Source organism: Haloarcula sp. Atlit-7R (genome assembly GCF_003666065.1).
GTDB classification, from domain to species: Archaea; Halobacteriota; Halobacteria; order Halobacteriales; family Haloarculaceae; genus Haloarcula; species Haloarcula taiwanensis.
In genome coordinates this window covers 180,290-195,612 of sequence record NZ_QXIK01000006.1, presented here as the reverse complement: position 1 = coordinate 195,612, position 15,323 = coordinate 180,290, and the positions used below count along the sequence as shown (strand labels likewise).

At 57.3% G+C, this 15,323-nt stretch carries 14 protein-coding genes and 1 pseudogene; 10 read left to right on the top strand and 5 right to left on the bottom strand.

What is annotated here, in order from left to right; all coding sequences use genetic code 11:
* Nucleotides 1–170: 170 nt before the first annotated feature.
* Both D3D01_RS14045 and D3D01_RS14040 read right to left on the bottom strand, forming a co-directional pair.
* Nucleotides 171–1,460, bottom strand: a complete 1,290-nt coding sequence (locus D3D01_RS14045) for an MFS transporter (protein ID WP_121512601.1) — start codon at nt 1,458–1,460, stop codon at nt 171–173.
* A 4-nt stretch (nt 1,461–1,464) separates the two neighbouring features.
* Nucleotides 1,465–2,577, bottom strand: coding sequence for an MBL fold metallo-hydrolase (locus D3D01_RS14040; RefSeq protein ID WP_121512600.1), 1,113 nt, complete (start codon nt 2,575–2,577; stop codon nt 1,465–1,467).
* Nucleotides 2,578–2,666: 89 nt separating this feature from the next.
* On the opposite strand from D3D01_RS14040, the gene D3D01_RS14035 reads away from it, so the two are divergent.
* From D3D01_RS14035 to D3D01_RS14010, 7 genes are all read left to right on the top strand, one after another.
* Nucleotides 2,667–3,401 (top strand): helix-turn-helix domain-containing protein, encoded by a 735-nt coding sequence (locus D3D01_RS14035; RefSeq protein WP_121512599.1) that lies wholly within the window; start codon nt 2,667–2,669, stop codon nt 3,399–3,401.
* A 115-nt stretch (nt 3,402–3,516) separates the two neighbouring features.
* Nucleotides 3,517–4,026, top strand: a complete 510-nt coding sequence (locus D3D01_RS14030) for a rhodanese-like domain-containing protein (protein ID WP_158600463.1) — start codon at nt 3,517–3,519, stop codon at nt 4,024–4,026.
* 43 nt (nt 4,027–4,069) lie between these two features.
* Nucleotides 4,070–4,192, top strand: coding sequence for an aminotransferase class V-fold PLP-dependent enzyme (locus tag D3D01_RS24535; protein WP_233563367.1), 123 nt, complete (start codon nt 4,070–4,072; stop codon nt 4,190–4,192).
* Complete coding sequence (locus D3D01_RS14025) at nt 4,173–5,189, top strand: cysteine desulfurase family protein (RefSeq protein ID WP_121512597.1); 1,017 nt, start codon at nt 4,173–4,175, stop codon at nt 5,187–5,189. Before D3D01_RS24535 ends, D3D01_RS14025 begins: the two co-directional genes overlap by 20 nt.
* Nucleotides 5,186–5,791: a class I SAM-dependent methyltransferase gene (locus tag D3D01_RS14020; RefSeq protein ID WP_121512596.1), complete on the top strand. Its 606-nt coding sequence runs from the start codon at nt 5,186–5,188 to the stop codon at nt 5,789–5,791. Before D3D01_RS14025 ends, D3D01_RS14020 begins: the two co-directional genes overlap by 4 nt.
* Nucleotides 5,792–5,830: 39 nt before the next feature.
* The gene (locus tag D3D01_RS14015) at nt 5,831–6,640 is read left to right on the top strand and encodes a nucleoside phosphorylase (RefSeq protein ID WP_121512662.1); all 810 of its coding nucleotides are present in this window, start codon (nt 5,831–5,833) and stop codon (nt 6,638–6,640) included.
* A gap of 263 nt (nt 6,641–6,903) precedes the next feature.
* On the top strand, nt 6,904–7,923 hold the full coding sequence (locus tag D3D01_RS14010) for a hypothetical protein (protein WP_121512595.1): 1,020 nt from the start codon (nt 6,904–6,906) through the stop codon (nt 7,921–7,923).
* A 19-nt stretch (nt 7,924–7,942) separates the two neighbouring features.
* Here D3D01_RS14010 and D3D01_RS14005 read toward each other — a convergent pair whose 3' ends face one another.
* The gene (locus tag D3D01_RS14005; RefSeq protein WP_121512594.1) at nt 7,943–8,203 is read right to left on the bottom strand and encodes a hypothetical protein; all 261 of its coding nucleotides are present in this window, start codon (nt 8,201–8,203) and stop codon (nt 7,943–7,945) included.
* Nucleotides 8,204–8,685: 482 nt separating this feature from the next.
* Here D3D01_RS14005 and D3D01_RS14000 point away from each other — a divergent pair.
* Nucleotides 8,686–8,942 (top strand): annotated as a pseudogene (locus D3D01_RS14000) (ISH3 family transposase); the annotation flags it as partial.
* Between the two features lie 312 nt (nt 8,943–9,254).
* On the opposite strand, the gene D3D01_RS13995 reads toward D3D01_RS14000, so the two are convergent.
* A complete protein-coding gene (locus D3D01_RS13995; RefSeq protein ID WP_121512593.1) occupies nt 9,255–10,787 on the bottom strand; it encodes an aldehyde dehydrogenase in 1,533 nt (510 codons plus the stop codon).
* 311 nt (nt 10,788–11,098) lie between these two features.
* On the opposite strand from D3D01_RS13995, the gene D3D01_RS13990 reads away from it, so the two are divergent.
* Nucleotides 11,099–11,695, top strand: coding sequence for a helix-turn-helix domain-containing protein (locus D3D01_RS13990; protein ID WP_121512592.1), 597 nt, complete (start codon nt 11,099–11,101; stop codon nt 11,693–11,695).
* 157 nt (nt 11,696–11,852) lie between these two features.
* Complete coding sequence (locus D3D01_RS13985) at nt 11,853–13,373, top strand: aldehyde dehydrogenase (protein ID WP_121512591.1); 1,521 nt, start codon at nt 11,853–11,855, stop codon at nt 13,371–13,373.
* Here D3D01_RS13985 and D3D01_RS13980 read toward each other — a convergent pair.
* Nucleotides 13,367–15,280 carry a hypothetical protein gene (locus D3D01_RS13980; protein WP_233563365.1) on the bottom strand — a complete coding sequence of 638 codons (1,914 nt, stop codon included), beginning with the start codon at nt 15,278–15,280 and terminating at the stop codon, nt 13,367–13,369. The genes D3D01_RS13985 and D3D01_RS13980 overlap by 7 nt on opposite strands.
* Nucleotides 15,281–15,323: the final 43 nt, after the last annotated feature.

Genomic DNA, 15,323 nt, shown 5'->3' with positions numbered 1-15,323 from the left:
GGTCCCGGCTCTAACCGAAGACAGCAAAACACTGGTATCTGTCTCGAGGTTGGTAGATCGGGCTGTGCAAGATGCACAGTGCACACTCAGCACAGAGTCGCCTCCGATTCAATCCCAATCGGAACAAAAAGCGAATGTAGACTGGAAACACGACGACCCGTATTGCCGAGCTAGTCTTGAGAGATAGTTGGAGCCGCTTCCGTGGGAGCAGGTGAAGGTGGCTTGTGAGCTCCGAACTCAGGATGGGTTTCTTCCATCCAGACGTACACGACTGCACCAGACACGAACATCAGGATCGCAGTCATGTAGAATGCGGCTTCGGCGCTGATGAACTCCATTGAGAGTCCGATCAGGACAGCTCCGACGGCATAGCCGGAGTCACGCCACATTCGGTAGACCCCCATCCCTGCAGACCGCCACGTTGGGTGGGCGGCATCGCTCGGCACAGTCATCAGGTTCGGATACAGCAAGGCCATACCGAGACCGGACATCGCGGCCAAGACTGCCCACGCGAGGTACCCCTCGACGAGTACCATTCCGAGGACGCCGGCACCTGCGAGGAACATCCCCCAGATGACCGGCGGGCGGCGACCAATACGGTCAGCAAGTCCACCAGTCGCAATCTGGAGGAAGTACATCGCGCTGTGGACACCGACGACGACACCGACAGCCGCGATACCAAGACCCTGGCTTACCAGATACAGCGGGACGGCAATCCAGAACAGCGTGTCCACGAAGTTCTCGATGTGACCGGCCTGCGCCGCAGCGAACAGCGTCTTGTCACCGTAGGTCGCGCGCTTCACCACCTCGTTGAACGGCAAGTTTGCGTCGTGGTGGTCGTCGTCTCCCTCGGCTTGGGCGTACTGAACGGTTTCCTTGATCAGGAAGATCGAGATGAGGAACGCCAGCACGACGACGACAGCCAGGAAGTAGAACGGTTCGGGCCGGAGGCTCCACTGACCGGCGATAGCGCCCGTAATCCATGCCCCGACGGCAACGCCAGTGTAGCCGAACGACTCGTCGATGCCGACCGCGAGGCCACGCTGGTCGGGTCCTGCGAGGTCGATCTTCGCGTTGATTGCCATACTCCACGTCAACGCTTGGTTGATGCCAAGTAGGATGTTCCCGACGGTGATCCAGCCCCAACTGGGCGCGAAGATGAGAATGAGCGGCAGCGGGAGTGCCGTCGCCCACCCGGCGACGAGGACTGGCTTGCGGCCGTACTCCTCACCCCATTTGCCAGCGTAGAGATTGAGGATCGACTTCACGATTCCGAACGAGACGACGAACGAACCGATAACTAGGAACGATTTGACGCCGAGTACCTCTTCGCCCAGAACAGGGACGACGGTCCGTTCGGACCCGATGGTCAGGCCTGTGGCGAACACCAGCAGGACGTGGAGTGAGAACTGTCCGAAGTGCTCGCGGATTCCTTGTTTGATTTCAGTTCCCGTACTCATGGGTTCATTCAGCAGCGCAGTTGTTGGGGCCCAGTTCTAACTCGGCCAGTTCGTCGGCAGGGACCGATTCTTGTCCGACGTTCGTCCGCTTGACGCGCTCGAAGTTCGGCGGGTGATCCGGGATGTCAGCTGCGAGTTCGCGGACGAACTCCTCTCGGTCGCGGCCGAGGTCGTCGTTCCGTTCCTTGACCTCCGCAAGGGTCGCGGTCACCGGTGGTTCGGGCGAGCCAGGGTCGTGTGCTGGCAGGACTAATGCGTCGTCTGGACGGTCCAGTAATCGTCGGAGGCTCTCGTAGAGCGTCGCCGCGTTCTGCTTTACGTCGGAATCTTCAATTCCCGCTTCGACACCGAGTTCGACGCGCCCCACGCTCTCGTGGAAGAGTGTATCGCCCGTGATCAGGGCGGCACCGTCGATGTCGAACGAGACGCTCCCCATGCTATGTCCCGGCGTGTGGATGGCCTCGATATCGAGACTGGCGACTGTTACAGTTTGTCCGTCCTCGACTGGTGTCGCGTCAATTGCGAGAGCATCCTTCGGATGGAGGTAGTAGGGGACGCCGTGACGGTCGGCGAGCTCCGCCGCACCCGAGACGTGGTCGGCGTGGGCGTGCGTGTCGAAGACCCCGACGAGTTCGGCGTCGTACTCGTCGAGGATCGCCTCGTATTCGTCGAGATAGTGTGACGGGTCGAAGACGGCTGCTTCACCATCCGATATGAGGACGTGTGAGAGGCAGCCTTTCCCGGGTCTTGCGACCTGAACGAGCGTGCCATCGATATCGGCAGGCACCTCCGCGTGCCGGTGGACACGGCTCCAGCCGTTCATCCCATCGGTGAGCGTCACAGCATCGTAGTCCAGCTCTTGGAGGACTTCTGTCGCGGTTTGAGAGACGATACCAGCGGCACAGACAGTGACGATTCGCTCGTCACGGGGCAAGTCTGAGAGGTCTTCCTTGGCTCGCTCAGGGTCGTCTGTTAATTCGTCGTAGACATCGACGTTGGTGCTGCCTGGGATATGCCAGTCCTCGAAATCCGCTTCGTGGCGAATATCGAGGACGAGCGGCTCGTCATCACCATTTCGCAATTGTTCGCTGAGTTCTTCCGGCGTGATCTCCTGCATCGGTATTCCTGAATAGAAGGTATATTTGTATATAGGTGCTGCCGGACATGACCGGCACCATTAATTATGACCAGCCCAAAGTTAGTTGTATGAGTCTGTACGAGGCCTCGATACGGGTCAAACACGAGTGTCCGTACCGAGAAATCTCAGAGCACCACCCGGATTTGACGATACGTGAGTGGCCGCTGAGCGACTGCCAAGTGCTCGAAATTACCTCCGAGACGACACCGACTGATGAGCTACTCGATGAGATCAGTCAGTTAGGGACCGTCCTCCATAAATCGGAGGACGAAGACGGGTATCACGTCGTCACGCAGTCGTGTCTCTGTTCGCTGGAAGAGTCCATCATCGACCGGTTCGAGGAGCACAACTGTCTGTATCAGTCACCGACGATCTACCGCCAAGGCTGGGAACACTACACGGTAGTCGCATTCGACGGTGAAGACATCCGGGAGTTACTCGATGATCTGCGATCCGACAGGCAGATCGAACTGCTCTCGAAGACCTCGATTTCGGAGACGCAGATCCCCCACAGTATGCTGGCTCCGGCAAGTGAACTGTTTGAGGACCTCACTGACCGACAGCTAGCGGCACTCCAGTTAGCACTGGAACGCGGCTACTACGAACAACCACGAAAGACCTCTCTTCGGGAACTGGCCGAACAGACAGCCGTCGCTCGTTCGACTTTCGAAGAACACCTTCGGAAGGCCGAGAACAAACTCCTCACGAACGCAGGCCAATTCTTGCGATTGGTCACTGCGACTTCGACAGCTGATCCGCTGGGCGTAGCTAAGCCTCAACAGTCCGAACACGCTGCCGACTAGTCTCCCAAATCACCGGGGTGAACATTTCTACCCGATGGGGATGTCTTAGAACGCCCCATACGATTCGTGTTCATCGCAGAATCAGTAGATGAGGAGTACAGCCGTCATTCGCCTATTGAACGAAGTCACCACCCTCTTATCTTTTAAAAGGGTACATTTCGTAGATGACTTCGATTATTCCGAAACGCTTCGAAAAAAGTTGGAGAATAATAAGGATGTCTGTGTGGTCGATATCCGGTCAGAAGAGGACTACGAAGAAGAGCACATTAGTGGAAGTGAGGATCGACCAATTAGAGAGGTTCTTCTCTCGGGAGATGTCGAAGAGGCATTAGCGGCGCTGGACGATCTTCCGAGCGATGAGGGATTGGTCATGGTCTGTGACGCGGGAGTCGCTTCGACCGAAACAGCACGTCAGCTTCAGGGACAGGGAGAGGACGCAAAGGCCCTTGAAGACAGGTTGGACGCGTGGAAACAAATCAAGAGTAGCCGAGTAGACCACCGTCTCCAAGATAATTCCGAGGTTCATACGGAAACTACGTTACAGGATGGCTTGAGTCGCGGTGCTGATTCTCCCAAAGAGGGAACCCAGCCCACGAATTATGGCAGAGAGTCGCCTCAGTTTTAGATTGAAGCGCTCAAGAACTGATGCTGCGTCTTAACCACTACTAATGATCTACTTGGACCACGCCGCGACGACGGAACCGAACGAGGAGGTAGTCGCCGTGATGCAGCCGTATCTCGACGACCACTACTGCAATCCATCGGCGGTCTATGCGACCTCCGAAAGCTGACGCGGTCCGCAACGCACGAGCAGCAGTCGCTGATCTCCTCGGTACGAGTGGCCGGAACATCGTGTTCACGGGCGGAGGAAGCGAAGCAGACAACCTCGCGCTCAAAGGGGCCGTTGAATCCTCTGACGGGAAACATGCCGTCACCACGACTATTGAACACTCGGCGGTGGTCGAGACGGCAAACTGGTTGGAAGACCACGGTATCGACGTAACCCGGGTGACTCCCGGGCGGGACGGCCGTGTCGATCCAGCCGATGTCGCAGGCGCGATTCAACCAGACACAGCCATCGTCTCCGTTATGCACGCCAACAACGAAACCGGGGTTATCCAGCCGCTGGAAGCCATCGGCGAACTCACCGACAAACACGACGTCTTGTTCCATTCGGACACGATCCAGTCAGCCGGGAAGATTCCAATCGAGGTCGATGAGCTCGGACTTGACTTGGCGAGCCTCAGTGCGCACAAGTTCTACGGACCAAAGGGTGTGGGGGCAGTGTACGTCCGTGACGGCGTCGAACTGGAGCCGATAATTCACGGCGGCGGTCAAGAACGGGGCCTCCGTAGCGGAACCGAGAACGTCCCAGGGATTGTTGGGATGGGGAAAGCTGCTACGCTCGCTGTGGATGACATGGCGGACCGGAGAGAACGACTGAGTGAACTCCGTGATGAACTGGTCGCCACACTCCAAACTGAAACCGATGCAACCCTCGTCGGTCATCCCGACCGACGACTTCCGGGCTATGCGATGATGGAGTTTCCTGAATTTTCGGGGGCTGATCTCGTTCAGGCATTCGCTGACCACGACATCGCAGTGTCGAGCGGATCTGCGTGCCACTCCGGTGATCGGTCTCCCTCGCGGGTTCTGATGGAGATGGACATCGATACAAATCTAGCATTTGGCGCGGTTCGGTTCTCGCTGGGTCGTGAGACGACGAGCGAAGACGTCCAGTACGTCAAAGATCGACTCGGACGCGTTCTCGAAGAGGCGAGGAGATGAGCGACGTCGAGAGCTTCATTCGATTCTGTGAGAGCGAGTTTGGGACGGCGGTCATGGATCGCGAGGCCACGTACGTGAAACAGCACGTCAGAGCGGACGACCGAGTTTTGGACGTTGGCTGCGGCATCGGCTCGCTCGAAGAACGCTTTCCCGACGACAAAATAATCGGGGTGGATCGCTCGGAGGCGATGATCCGGGCAGCACGGGAGCGAGTTTCTGCATCATTTGTACTCGGCGATGCGACCACGCTCCCTGTCACAACAGCGTCCGTTGATACTGTCGTCTCCGTCTCGACACTCGAATTCATTCCCGATATCGATGCAGTCCTTGCAGAAGCGACACGCGTACTCGCTCCTGGGGGGACTCTCGTCGCACTCGTGTTGAACACACGTTCCGAGTACATTCAATCGAATCTGGAGCGAGAAGGTTCCTACTTCCAGCGGATGGTCCACCGGGATTCTGAGGCATTGGCGGACACAATTCTGGAATACGTCGAGGGTGAGCAGGAGTTCTTCTTGGGTATCTCCGACGAGCAAGTCTTCGAGAGCACAGACCCATCGAAAGCCGCGATTACAGCGATTGTCGGGACGTTGCCTGAGTGACCACAATATCCTTGCCCGGGTTCCGTGAACACGAACTACATGACTGACTCGACCGATCCGGATTCCTCTCCGCTTTTCGAGGCCAAAGAATTCGACGAATCCTCTGTATTCACGCCGGAAGCACCGCTGGAGAACGCCCGACGCCAGAAGGATCTCCCAGAACACTCAGCTCCGGAAATCTGTATCCTCGATCCAGATGGAGACATCGTCCGCCAGCTGACGGCCACCGGCGAAGCACACATAGATGGAGCGTGGCCCGGCTACCACACCGACCTTTATCGGTTCGAGCGAAATGATCAGGAATTCGGCATCGTGGGCTGCGCCGTTGGAGCGTCGTTCGCTGTGCTACTTGCGGAGCAACTGTTCGCCGCCGGCTGCCAGTTTCTCATAAGCGTAACCTCCTCAGGACAGATTGTGCCCAAGGACGATCCGCCTTACTTCCTTCTCATCGACCGCGCGCTCCGCGATGAAGGAACGAGTCACCACTACTGTTCGACGAGTCGCTATGCGACTCTTGATGACGAGCTTCGTGCTTCGGTCGAAGAAGCATGTGAAACAGTGTCCCGTCCCGTGTATACGGGAGCAACGTGGACAACTGATGCCCCATTCCGGGAAACGGAGGCCGCAATCGAACGTGCTCGGTCAGAAGGAATCCTTGCCGTCGAAATGGAAGCTGCAGCACTGTATACGTTCGCGGCCGTTCGAGAACGCCCGGTGGTTTGCTTCGCGCATGTAACCAACCAGATGGGACAGACTGAGGAGGATTTTGAAAAAGGAGAAGCAAACGGAAGTCAAGATGCATTAGAGGTTATCAGCACGGCCGCTACCGCGTGGAAATCGCTGAATTGATGCTTTGATAGATCCGGTTTTGAATTCCTGCCAATATTAGCCTGATTTCCCTACATTCAACAGATTGGTTCTGGTTGACACAAGTAACCCTCAAATATTATGAAATAGTGTTTCCCCGAAGTTGTCTGCCTGCTGCATGCACTCTCTACATCTTGCATGGGAACCAGTGGCAACACCATCAGGTCAACAGCTGTTTCACTTGATCAACAAGACTCTCGCTCTCTGTCGGTTTGTGCTTCCCTCGGGGCTGGAGTTTAAATACGATGCCGACCGCAACCAAGCGTGTGACTGACCGGAATCCTGAGTACGATCCCGCTGATATCCTCGGCGCAGCGAGTTCCGATCCTGAAACGGGGGAGACCGGACGGGAACGAGTCCTCGAATCCACCGGCTATCCCGACCGTACAGAGGATGAGACTCGTACCTGCAGAACCTGTGGACAGGATATCTCACGGGATGAACGCCAGTGTCCGTTCTGCGCTCAAACCGGCGTCTCCGAGACTTCGTCCGACGATCAAGGTAGTAGTCCACTTGGGGCGTGGACGTTCGGGCGGGTAGTACTCGCACTCGTCGAAGCGAACACCGATTTCCATGCACGAGCCCTCGGCGCTGCGGCCTTCTCCGTGTCTGATAGCATCGCGAGCGGCGAGGATGTCTCCCATGGAACGGTGAAGTGTCGAGCAGCATTTGGGACCGAGCCAGCCGCCACTCTCACGAAGGGCTGGCCCGACCTGCCGACCGAAACCACGATCGACGCGGAACCCGGACAGGCGCTCTTGGAGACAGCCGACGAGCAGACCAACTGGGACGGGGATGGGGACGACGTCCAGCCACGGATCTATCTCGAGGACGGGTCGCCGGTCACCGACCGCTCGGAGTTCCAGCAGTTCACAGACGAGTTCCGGGAGGACGATGGCACGTACTGGCTTGTTCCCGGTGTCGTGCAGCGCCATCAGGCAAGAGCCGAACCGGAGATAGTCGGAATCGGGTTCTACTGTCGCCAGTGTGGCGCCGTGACAGGACACGAATCTCACGGGCTGGACGGCTTCGAGTGCCACCCACATCTTGACCGGCTGATCTGGACCTGCAGGGAGTGCGGACAGCACCGACACGAGCCCGAACAGGAAGACAATACGGAGGACGTCACAGGCTATGAGCATCTCCCCGACGGCGTCTCACCGGAGGATATCCACGGCGATGAGCCAGACTTTCAGGAACAAGAGTTTCAGGACCAGATCAGTGCCTATCGCGAGCGGAATGGATTCTTTCCATGGGAGCGGTAGTCCTCAGTTGAAGTTGCAGTCAATCCGGTAGTAGCCGATCCAAAACGACACTCGTCCCGTTCTCGGTCCGGGACACTGTATTCTCCAGCAAGTGCTCATCATTTTCGTCGACGTCGAGAATGCCGGTTTCGACGATGCGAGGACCGTCCTCCCGTTCACCGGTGAGGGTCAGGCACAGCAGGCCGTCGACCTTCCCTTCGACAACCGAAATCGACGCAACTACGTTGGGAAACGAGACGGTCGTCCAGCCATCGGGTTTCCGGACCCGCAATTCAGTCATCAGCTCTTTTTGTCTCGGAGAAACCCATCAGCGCTCTGGCTGGCGTACAAGCGGATTTGTGTCTCCCTCGGAGCCGGAAGAGATCAGAAAGCGCACACAGCCAAATAGGCATCCAACGTACCTATCGCCCGCTCCGCTCGTCCGTCCCGAAGTGGACGGACTCCTCTGGGAAACTCATCCTCCGTTCTCTGTATTCAGCAGTTGACTCCTGGCATCCTCTAGTGAGGTGGTCCGATCCGTACTGAATACATGGCCCGAGTCAGTTAGCAGAGAGGGTCACGATAGGCCGCAGAATAGTGGAAAATTTCTAAGAGGTTAGGTTTTGAATAGGTTCCCCTGCGGTGTGCGATTTCGGCGGTCAACCAGTGTGGGACCGGAGCGGACTCAATCGGAGCGGTGCAATCGTGAGACTCCTGTCGTGGACCGTGCAAGGGTCTGTCCCGCCAGCGGGGAACAAGGATCGAATCAGAAAGCAGGTGTCGTTCATCGAGACTCAACGCGACGCTCGATACCACTACAACAAACGCTTCGGCATCGCGTCGACCGATAGGTTGTTGAACAAGCGATAGCGACACGAGACACGACGGTGAGGCTACTGTACATTGTGGTGAGTCTGCTGTTACAGAACGGGTGACGGTATCCTCACCACGAATACGTGGCGACGCCCCGCCGAGGCAGACATCGCCTCTGGCGGTTGCCGGACAAGGAGTTCAGCAATATGATCCGCCAAGCAGCGTGAACGGCCCTCGCGGTGCGTCGGGCCGTCCCCGTAAATCGTCCCCAGAGGATCGGTGCCACTAGTAGTCACCGACCGAGCAGCGTCTGCCTGAGTGGAAACGCTGTCGCGTCGGCGGCTAAACGCCGCCAACAGCGACAGTTCGTGTCTTCGATCAACGCTCCTCGAGGGCTATCGACGACTGAGCACAACAAACCCGGTGACTCAGACCATGCTAACTGCCGATGCTTTGTGAGGTACTGATAATTGTTTGGTTCATCGTGGCCAACGAACGAAACCCATATTATAGGCGTGTGACACAGACGGATGTCAGCGCTATCCGAGATTAACGTTGATGGCTTTCGTCTGTGTAAATTCGTCGATAGCTTCAGCAGCGTTCTCCCGGCCGGTGCCGGACTGTTTGTAGCCGCCGAAGGGCTGGCCCGCCGACACGTCGTTGTAGTGGTTCACCCAGACGACGCCCGCTTCGAGACGCCGAGCTGTTTGGAGGGCCTTAGTCACGTCGCCGGAGATGACGCCAGCGGCGAGGCCGTAGTCGACATCGTTGGCCAGTTCGACCACGTCGTCCTCGTCACTCCAGGAGAACGTCTCCATGACGGGACCGAAGATTTCTTCCTGCACCGAGGGGTGGTCGTGGTCGATATCGTCGATAACGGTCGGTTCGTAGAACGCACCGCCGGCGAGCGACTCGTCGTCGGGTGCGCTGCCGCCGGTTCGGATGGTTGCACCGCTCTCGCGGGCGGCCTCCACGAACCCGTTCGTCCGCTGGACCTGTTCGTCGGAGACTTTCGGCCCCATGTCCGTCTCTTTGAGGAGTGGGTCACCGACGGTCATGCCGGACGCGGCATTGGTGAACGTCTCGAGGAACTGCTCTTCAATATCCTCGTGAACGAACAATCGGGACCCTGCGGCACAGCACTCGCCTTTATTGAAGAAGATGGCCATCATCGCCGCCTCGACTGCCTCTTCGAGGTCGGCGTCAGGGTAGACGATGACGGGACTCTTCCCGCCGAGTTCGAGCGTCGTCTTCTTGATGTCCTCTGCGGAGTTGCGGATAATTTCTTTGCCGACTTCCGTCGAACCGGTAAAGGAGATCTTGGGCACGTCCTCGTGGGTCGAGAGATGGGCACCGGCGTCCTCACCGTACCCGGTGACGACGTTGATGACGCCGTCTGGAACGGTGTTGTCGACGAGTTCCATCAGTTTGAGAATGGATAGCGGCGTCTCTTCAGAGGGTTTGAGAACCACTGTGTTGCCGGCGGCGAGAGCAGGACCGAGCTTCCAGATGGCGATGAGCAGCGGGAAGTTCCAGGGTACGATTGCGCCGACGACGCCGTATGGTTCCTTGACAGTGAAGACCTGTTTCTCCCGGTCGAAGAGGTCGTTCGTCTGGCGAGTCTCTCCGTTGACGTTGCGGGCGGCTGCGGCGTAGTATGTGAGGTGGTCGATGACCAGTCCCATGTCGCCCATCGCTTCGGTGATCGTCTTGCCCGTATCCAGCACTTCGAGCGTGGCGAGGGCCTTCTGGTTTTCTTCGACGGCGTGGGCCATCTCCGAGAGGACGCGCTGACGCTCTCCCGGCGAGGCGTCCTTCCACCCCCCGTCGAAGGCTTGCTGTGCGGCCTTTACTGCGTCGTCTATGTCGGCAGCGTTGCCTGCTGGCACTTCACCGAGTACCTCATCTGTCGTCGGATCGCGGGTCTCAATTGTCTTGTGGCTATTGCCAGCGACGAACTCGCCACCGATGTAGTGCGAGAGGGTGTCCGGTATCGTATCTGCAGCGGCGTCCCGATGGCGTTGTTTGATTGCACTATCCGTCTCTGCGGAATCATCACTGTCTGTGGTCATGAAACACCAGTGACAGCATTCACTACGCTGTAATAAATAGTTAATTGAAATTATATTATAATTCACTACTATACAGGCATATAGATGAGTTTATCATATTGAGGGGGAAGTTAGTGAATTGTATAATTACCGTTCCTAGGGTGACGAGTGATTCGTTCGACGATATTGAATATCCGAATCTCGTCAATAGAGGACCGATAACTGCGAAAACAAGGATTCAATATATGTCGGATCACCCATATTTACCACCATGGTATCGTTAAACAACACTTATTGCGATTGCGACCGCATGCTGGAACCAACAGAATACAATGAGCAACGGGAACGATTTCGAGTTCGACCTCTCACCCCGCGATGTGGCTATTCTCAAGGCAAGGGTGAAATATCCTGAGAAGCCTGCCAGTAAACTTCGTGACATCTTGGAAGAAGAGTTCGATATCTCACTCTCTCACAATCGCGTGAACGAGATCCTGAACGAGATGCGCGACGAGGATGTATTCTCGATGCGAGCAATCCCAAATCAAAACATCTTCGAATACTATATTTTTCAAGTTGCCTTTCATTATTCGAATTTTGATGAGAACTGGGAGCGGTGCTACAAACGATTGCTCGACGACCCGCACGTGATGCTCTTTGCCAGCGCGGACGACTACCACGAGTGGCAGTTCATCGCGCAATTTGCATCACCAGAACAGAGTGAGGCGTGGCGTCACGACTTCGTCAGGGAGTACGGCGACTTCATCGCACAGATAGACAAGACGGCGTTCCCGACAGTCCACAAGGTCGAGACGGCAGCAGCCGTCTTCAACGACCTGCTACGAGATATGGGCGGCGAGGAGTATCTTGGGGACGCAGAGCAGGAAACTGGCGAGCATGAGGAGACTGACCGCGTCTCGGTAAATCAGTAAACTACCCCACCCCATTCGCTTGTGGTTCTGCCGGGGCCGGAATCTATGCGCTGATTACGTGTAGGACCTCGGCCTTGATTTAGGTGAACTCTTATTTCAGTTGCTTACGCAGTGTGTGTAGAGACACCATTGAACAAGGTGTATCAGTAGGGTTAGGATGGCATCTCATTCAGAGATCGACACACTGCGAATCAAGGCCCGGCACGCGGAGCTTGCTGAATCGCTACTCCCGTCAGGACCGCTCAAACACTTCGTCAATGGCAAGTGGATTACCGGACGTGGCGACGACACGTTTCAGTCCATAGATCCGACGACGGGTGAGTCGCTGGTGAGCGTCTATGAGGGGACCAAAGAGGAAGTCAACAGAGCGGTCGATGCCGCTTGGGAAGCATACGAGCAACACTGGTCAGAGACCACGCCGGCGGAGAGACAGCAGTTGCTCCTGACAATGGCCGACCGACTCGAAGCGTGCGCCGAGGACTTCGCGCTTATCGAGGTACTCGACAACGGGAAACCCATTACTGAAGCTCGCCAAGATATCGAACTCGCCGTCGACCACTTCCGATACTTCGCCAGTGCCGCCCGAAATATCGAAGGAAAAACCGTCCCACATAAGGAGTTGCACATCCAGACACGACGGGAACCCTACGGCGTCGTTGGACAGGTCGTCCCTTGGAACTTCCCGCTGTTGCTCGCCACCTGGAAACTCGCGCCGGCACTCGCCGCCGGCAACACGGTGGTTCTCAAACCAGCCGAGCAGACACCGATTTCACTGCTTACGTACATGCGCGAGATTGCGGACGTGTTACCAGACGGCGTCGTCAACGTCGTCACCGGATTCGGACCCGAGACCGGTGCGCCGCTGGTTTCTCATGAGCGCGTTCCAAAGGTGGCTTTCACCGGCTCGACGGAAGTGGGACAGGGCGTGATGAAAGCCGCCGCGAACACGATTAGTGACATCACGCTCGAACTCGGCGGGAAGAGTCCACTCATCATTGCGCCGGACGCAGACCCGACAGAGGCAGCAGACATCGCTGTTGACGCGATGTTTTTCAACGGCGGCGAGTGCTGTAGTGCCGGGACACGATTGTTCATCCACGAGAGCATCGCAGACGAGTTCGTCGATGCGTTTCTTGACGCCGTTGGCCAACTCCGAATGGGCGACCCGCTTGAGGAATCCACTGACATCGGCCCACAAGTCAGCCGTGCAGAAGTCGAAAAGACGCTGCACTACATCGGCCTCGCCAGAGACTCAGATGCAAGCATTCTTCGGGGCGGTGGCACTGTTGAGGAGGGGATCCTCGCTGAAGGCTGTTTCGTCGAACCAACTGTTATCGCGGATGTCGGCGCCGATAGCACCGTTGCGACACAGGAGATTTTCGGCCCCGTCGAGGTCATGCTTGAGTGGGACGACTACGACGAGATGATCGCACGCGCGAACAACGTCGATTACGGCCTTGCTGCCGGGGTGGTGACCGACAACCTCTCGTTCGCCCACCGCATCGCCGATGACATCATGGCCGGCAACATCTGGGTCAACACGTTCAACCGTCTGCCGGCAGGCCAGCCCTTCGGCGGCTACAAACAATCCGGCATCGGTCGAGAAGGGGCAATGGAGACGCTTCGGGAGTATACCCAGACGAAATCCATAACGATGGACCTGGGCGATGGTCAGTAACCGCTGAGGTTGAACTCGCCTATCTGTGTGTAGGTCGTAATTCCTGAAGCGTGTGGCACTTCGTCAGTGGGAGCTTCCATCAGGAGCCAGAAGAAGACTTCCTCGCCCTGAATCGGTTCGTTATCGACATACTGTGCGGGGTGGTAGAAGTTGAGTTCCGGCATCGGGTTCTGCGGATTAGCTCGGATCACCTCACCGATTTCGTCGTCTTTCGGCCTGACAACAACGACTTCCTTCAAATTGTCTAGTGGGATGTCGATGGTTTCCGGACCGTCGGGGTTTGTAAACCGGAGTAGATGCTCTTCGCTCACCTCGTTACTGCCCAAGTAAAACTCGGTTTCGGGAGCTTGCCACTCGTTGCCGTCAAATATTTTCGTTTCGACGCCATCTGTGGTCCCTGGCGTCGGCTTCGTCAGCCAGTTTTCCAAATAGTACTGCGCGGGGCCGTCGTTCTCGCGCTCGCGGTACTCGTAGAACTCGTTGACGTAGCCGGGACCGTGCCGTTGGAACACCGGCATGAAGACGCCGTCCTCGTAGAACTGGTAGTTGATGTAGTAGTTGTACGGTGCGAAACGATGTCCAGAGTGGAAATCACGCGCGTTCTGGACTGCACCCGTGTGGTAGTGCGTACGGATATTGAACCCCGCTGGACGGCTCTGTGTCGATGGGTATTCGGTCTTGCCGAGGATTCCGGGACCGCCGAGACTGAGACTGTGAATATCCCAGTAGAGGAGTTCGCCGCTGATGACCGGCTCGTTGTCGGGGAACATCCACTCGCGGGTGTTCCGGCCGTTTCGTTTGGGCATGTCGTAGCAGGTGGACGTGCTGTAGGGGGCAGTCAGCGAGAAGACCGGCTTCCCGTTGAAGTCTGCGCTGACTTCGGCTCCGACCGTCCGGGGACCACTCCAGTTTATTGACCAGCCGTCCTGTTCGAATTCGTTCGGTGGCTCTTCGATGCGGTGGTAGCCGTTTGGAGCCGTAATCTGTGGCCGTTGCATCACCGGCGGTTCCGGAACCTCGCCCAGCACAGACTCGCCTACGGTCCCGGTGTTCTGGGCTATCCTGTAGGCCGGGTGTTCGGCAAAGTCGTTGACGATGTGTACGTCGAGCAACTCGGCTTCCACACCAGTCACGTCCATGAAGCCGCTGACAACCTTCAGTTCACCCCCGTCCATCACGAAGTACGCGAGGTTGGAGGCTTCACCGTGGGCGTGATCGCCGTAGCTGGTGATGATTTCTGCGGCCTTGACCATCGGGTACCACTCCTTGCCCTCGAGGTGTTGCCAGATTTCTTCTTTGTCCAGCATCTTCTCGTGGCGGGCCCGCTGGGTGTCGTTCCAGTCACCTCGCGTCCAAGTCACGTCGATCGGGTCGTTGATTTTCAACCCGACGAGTTCGTCGGTCACTCGGTCGACCAGTCCGTAAGCGACCTGTCGGTTCTTCGCTGTGACCTCGAACGGTGTGTCGTCTGGACCGCCATCGACGGCCATCCCGGTGGTCCCCTGAATGCTGACCGCGTCGAGGCGGTTCGTCAGCGGGTCGTATGCTTCGAAGGAGGCGACCCAGTCGCTGGCGACGTCGTTGACACGCGGGTCGGAGACCAGTGCCTCGACGGCCTGGCGCTTCCGGTAGGCCCACAGGTCCTCGAACCCGAAGTCGCTCACGTCGCGGGGTCCGATGCGTCGCGCGGACGTGATTCGGTCGTCCGGTTCGGGCGGCTCGGGCGGTTCCGCTGGTTCGTCTGGAGTCTGGCTTGGTGCGGCTTTGGGTTCTGACGTCGGCGTATCGTCATCGCTGCCACCCATACTACAGCCAGCCAGTGATGCACCCGCTGTGATGCTCAGAGCAGCGATGAACTTCCGCCTGCTCGTTTCGCTGATTTTGTCACGGATGTCTTCGTATGACATGACGTAACACATTATGATATCAGACATCACTTATATATTGGGG

Excerpts from the sequence above, each read along its gene's own strand:
- D3D01_RS14005 (WP_121512594.1), bottom strand. The coding sequence starts at position 8,203 with ATGACTGAATTGCGGGTCCGGAAACCCGATGGCTGGACGACCGTCTCG.
- D3D01_RS14045 (WP_121512601.1), bottom strand. The coding sequence starts at position 1,460 with ATGAGTACGGGAACTGAAATCAAACAAGGAATCCGCGAGCACTTCGGA.
- D3D01_RS14010 (WP_121512595.1), top strand. The coding sequence starts at position 6,904 with ATGCCGACCGCAACCAAGCGTGTGACTGACCGGAATCCTGAGTACGAT.
- D3D01_RS24535 (WP_233563367.1), top strand. The coding sequence starts at position 4,070 with ATGATCTACTTGGACCACGCCGCGACGACGGAACCGAACGAGGAGGTA.
- D3D01_RS13990 (WP_121512592.1), top strand. The coding sequence starts at position 11,099 with ATGAGCAACGGGAACGATTTCGAGTTCGACCTCTCACCCCGCGATGTG.
- D3D01_RS13985 (WP_121512591.1), top strand. The coding sequence starts at position 11,853 with ATGGCATCTCATTCAGAGATCGACACACTGCGAATCAAGGCCCGGCAC.
- D3D01_RS13995 (WP_121512593.1), bottom strand. The coding sequence starts at position 10,787 with ATGACCACAGACAGTGATGATTCCGCAGAGACGGATAGTGCAATCAAA.
- D3D01_RS14015 (WP_121512662.1), top strand. The coding sequence starts at position 5,831 with ATGACTGACTCGACCGATCCGGATTCCTCTCCGCTTTTCGAGGCCAAA.
- D3D01_RS14025 (WP_121512597.1), top strand. The coding sequence starts at position 4,173 with ATGCGACCTCCGAAAGCTGACGCGGTCCGCAACGCACGAGCAGCAGTC.
- D3D01_RS14035 (WP_121512599.1), top strand. The coding sequence starts at position 2,667 with ATGAGTCTGTACGAGGCCTCGATACGGGTCAAACACGAGTGTCCGTAC.
- D3D01_RS14040 (WP_121512600.1), bottom strand. The coding sequence starts at position 2,577 with ATGCAGGAGATCACGCCGGAAGAACTCAGCGAACAATTGCGAAATGGT.
- D3D01_RS14020 (WP_121512596.1), top strand. The coding sequence starts at position 5,186 with ATGAGCGACGTCGAGAGCTTCATTCGATTCTGTGAGAGCGAGTTTGGG.
- D3D01_RS13980 (WP_233563365.1), bottom strand. The coding sequence starts at position 15,280 with ATGTCATACGAAGACATCCGTGACAAAATCAGCGAAACGAGCAGGCGG.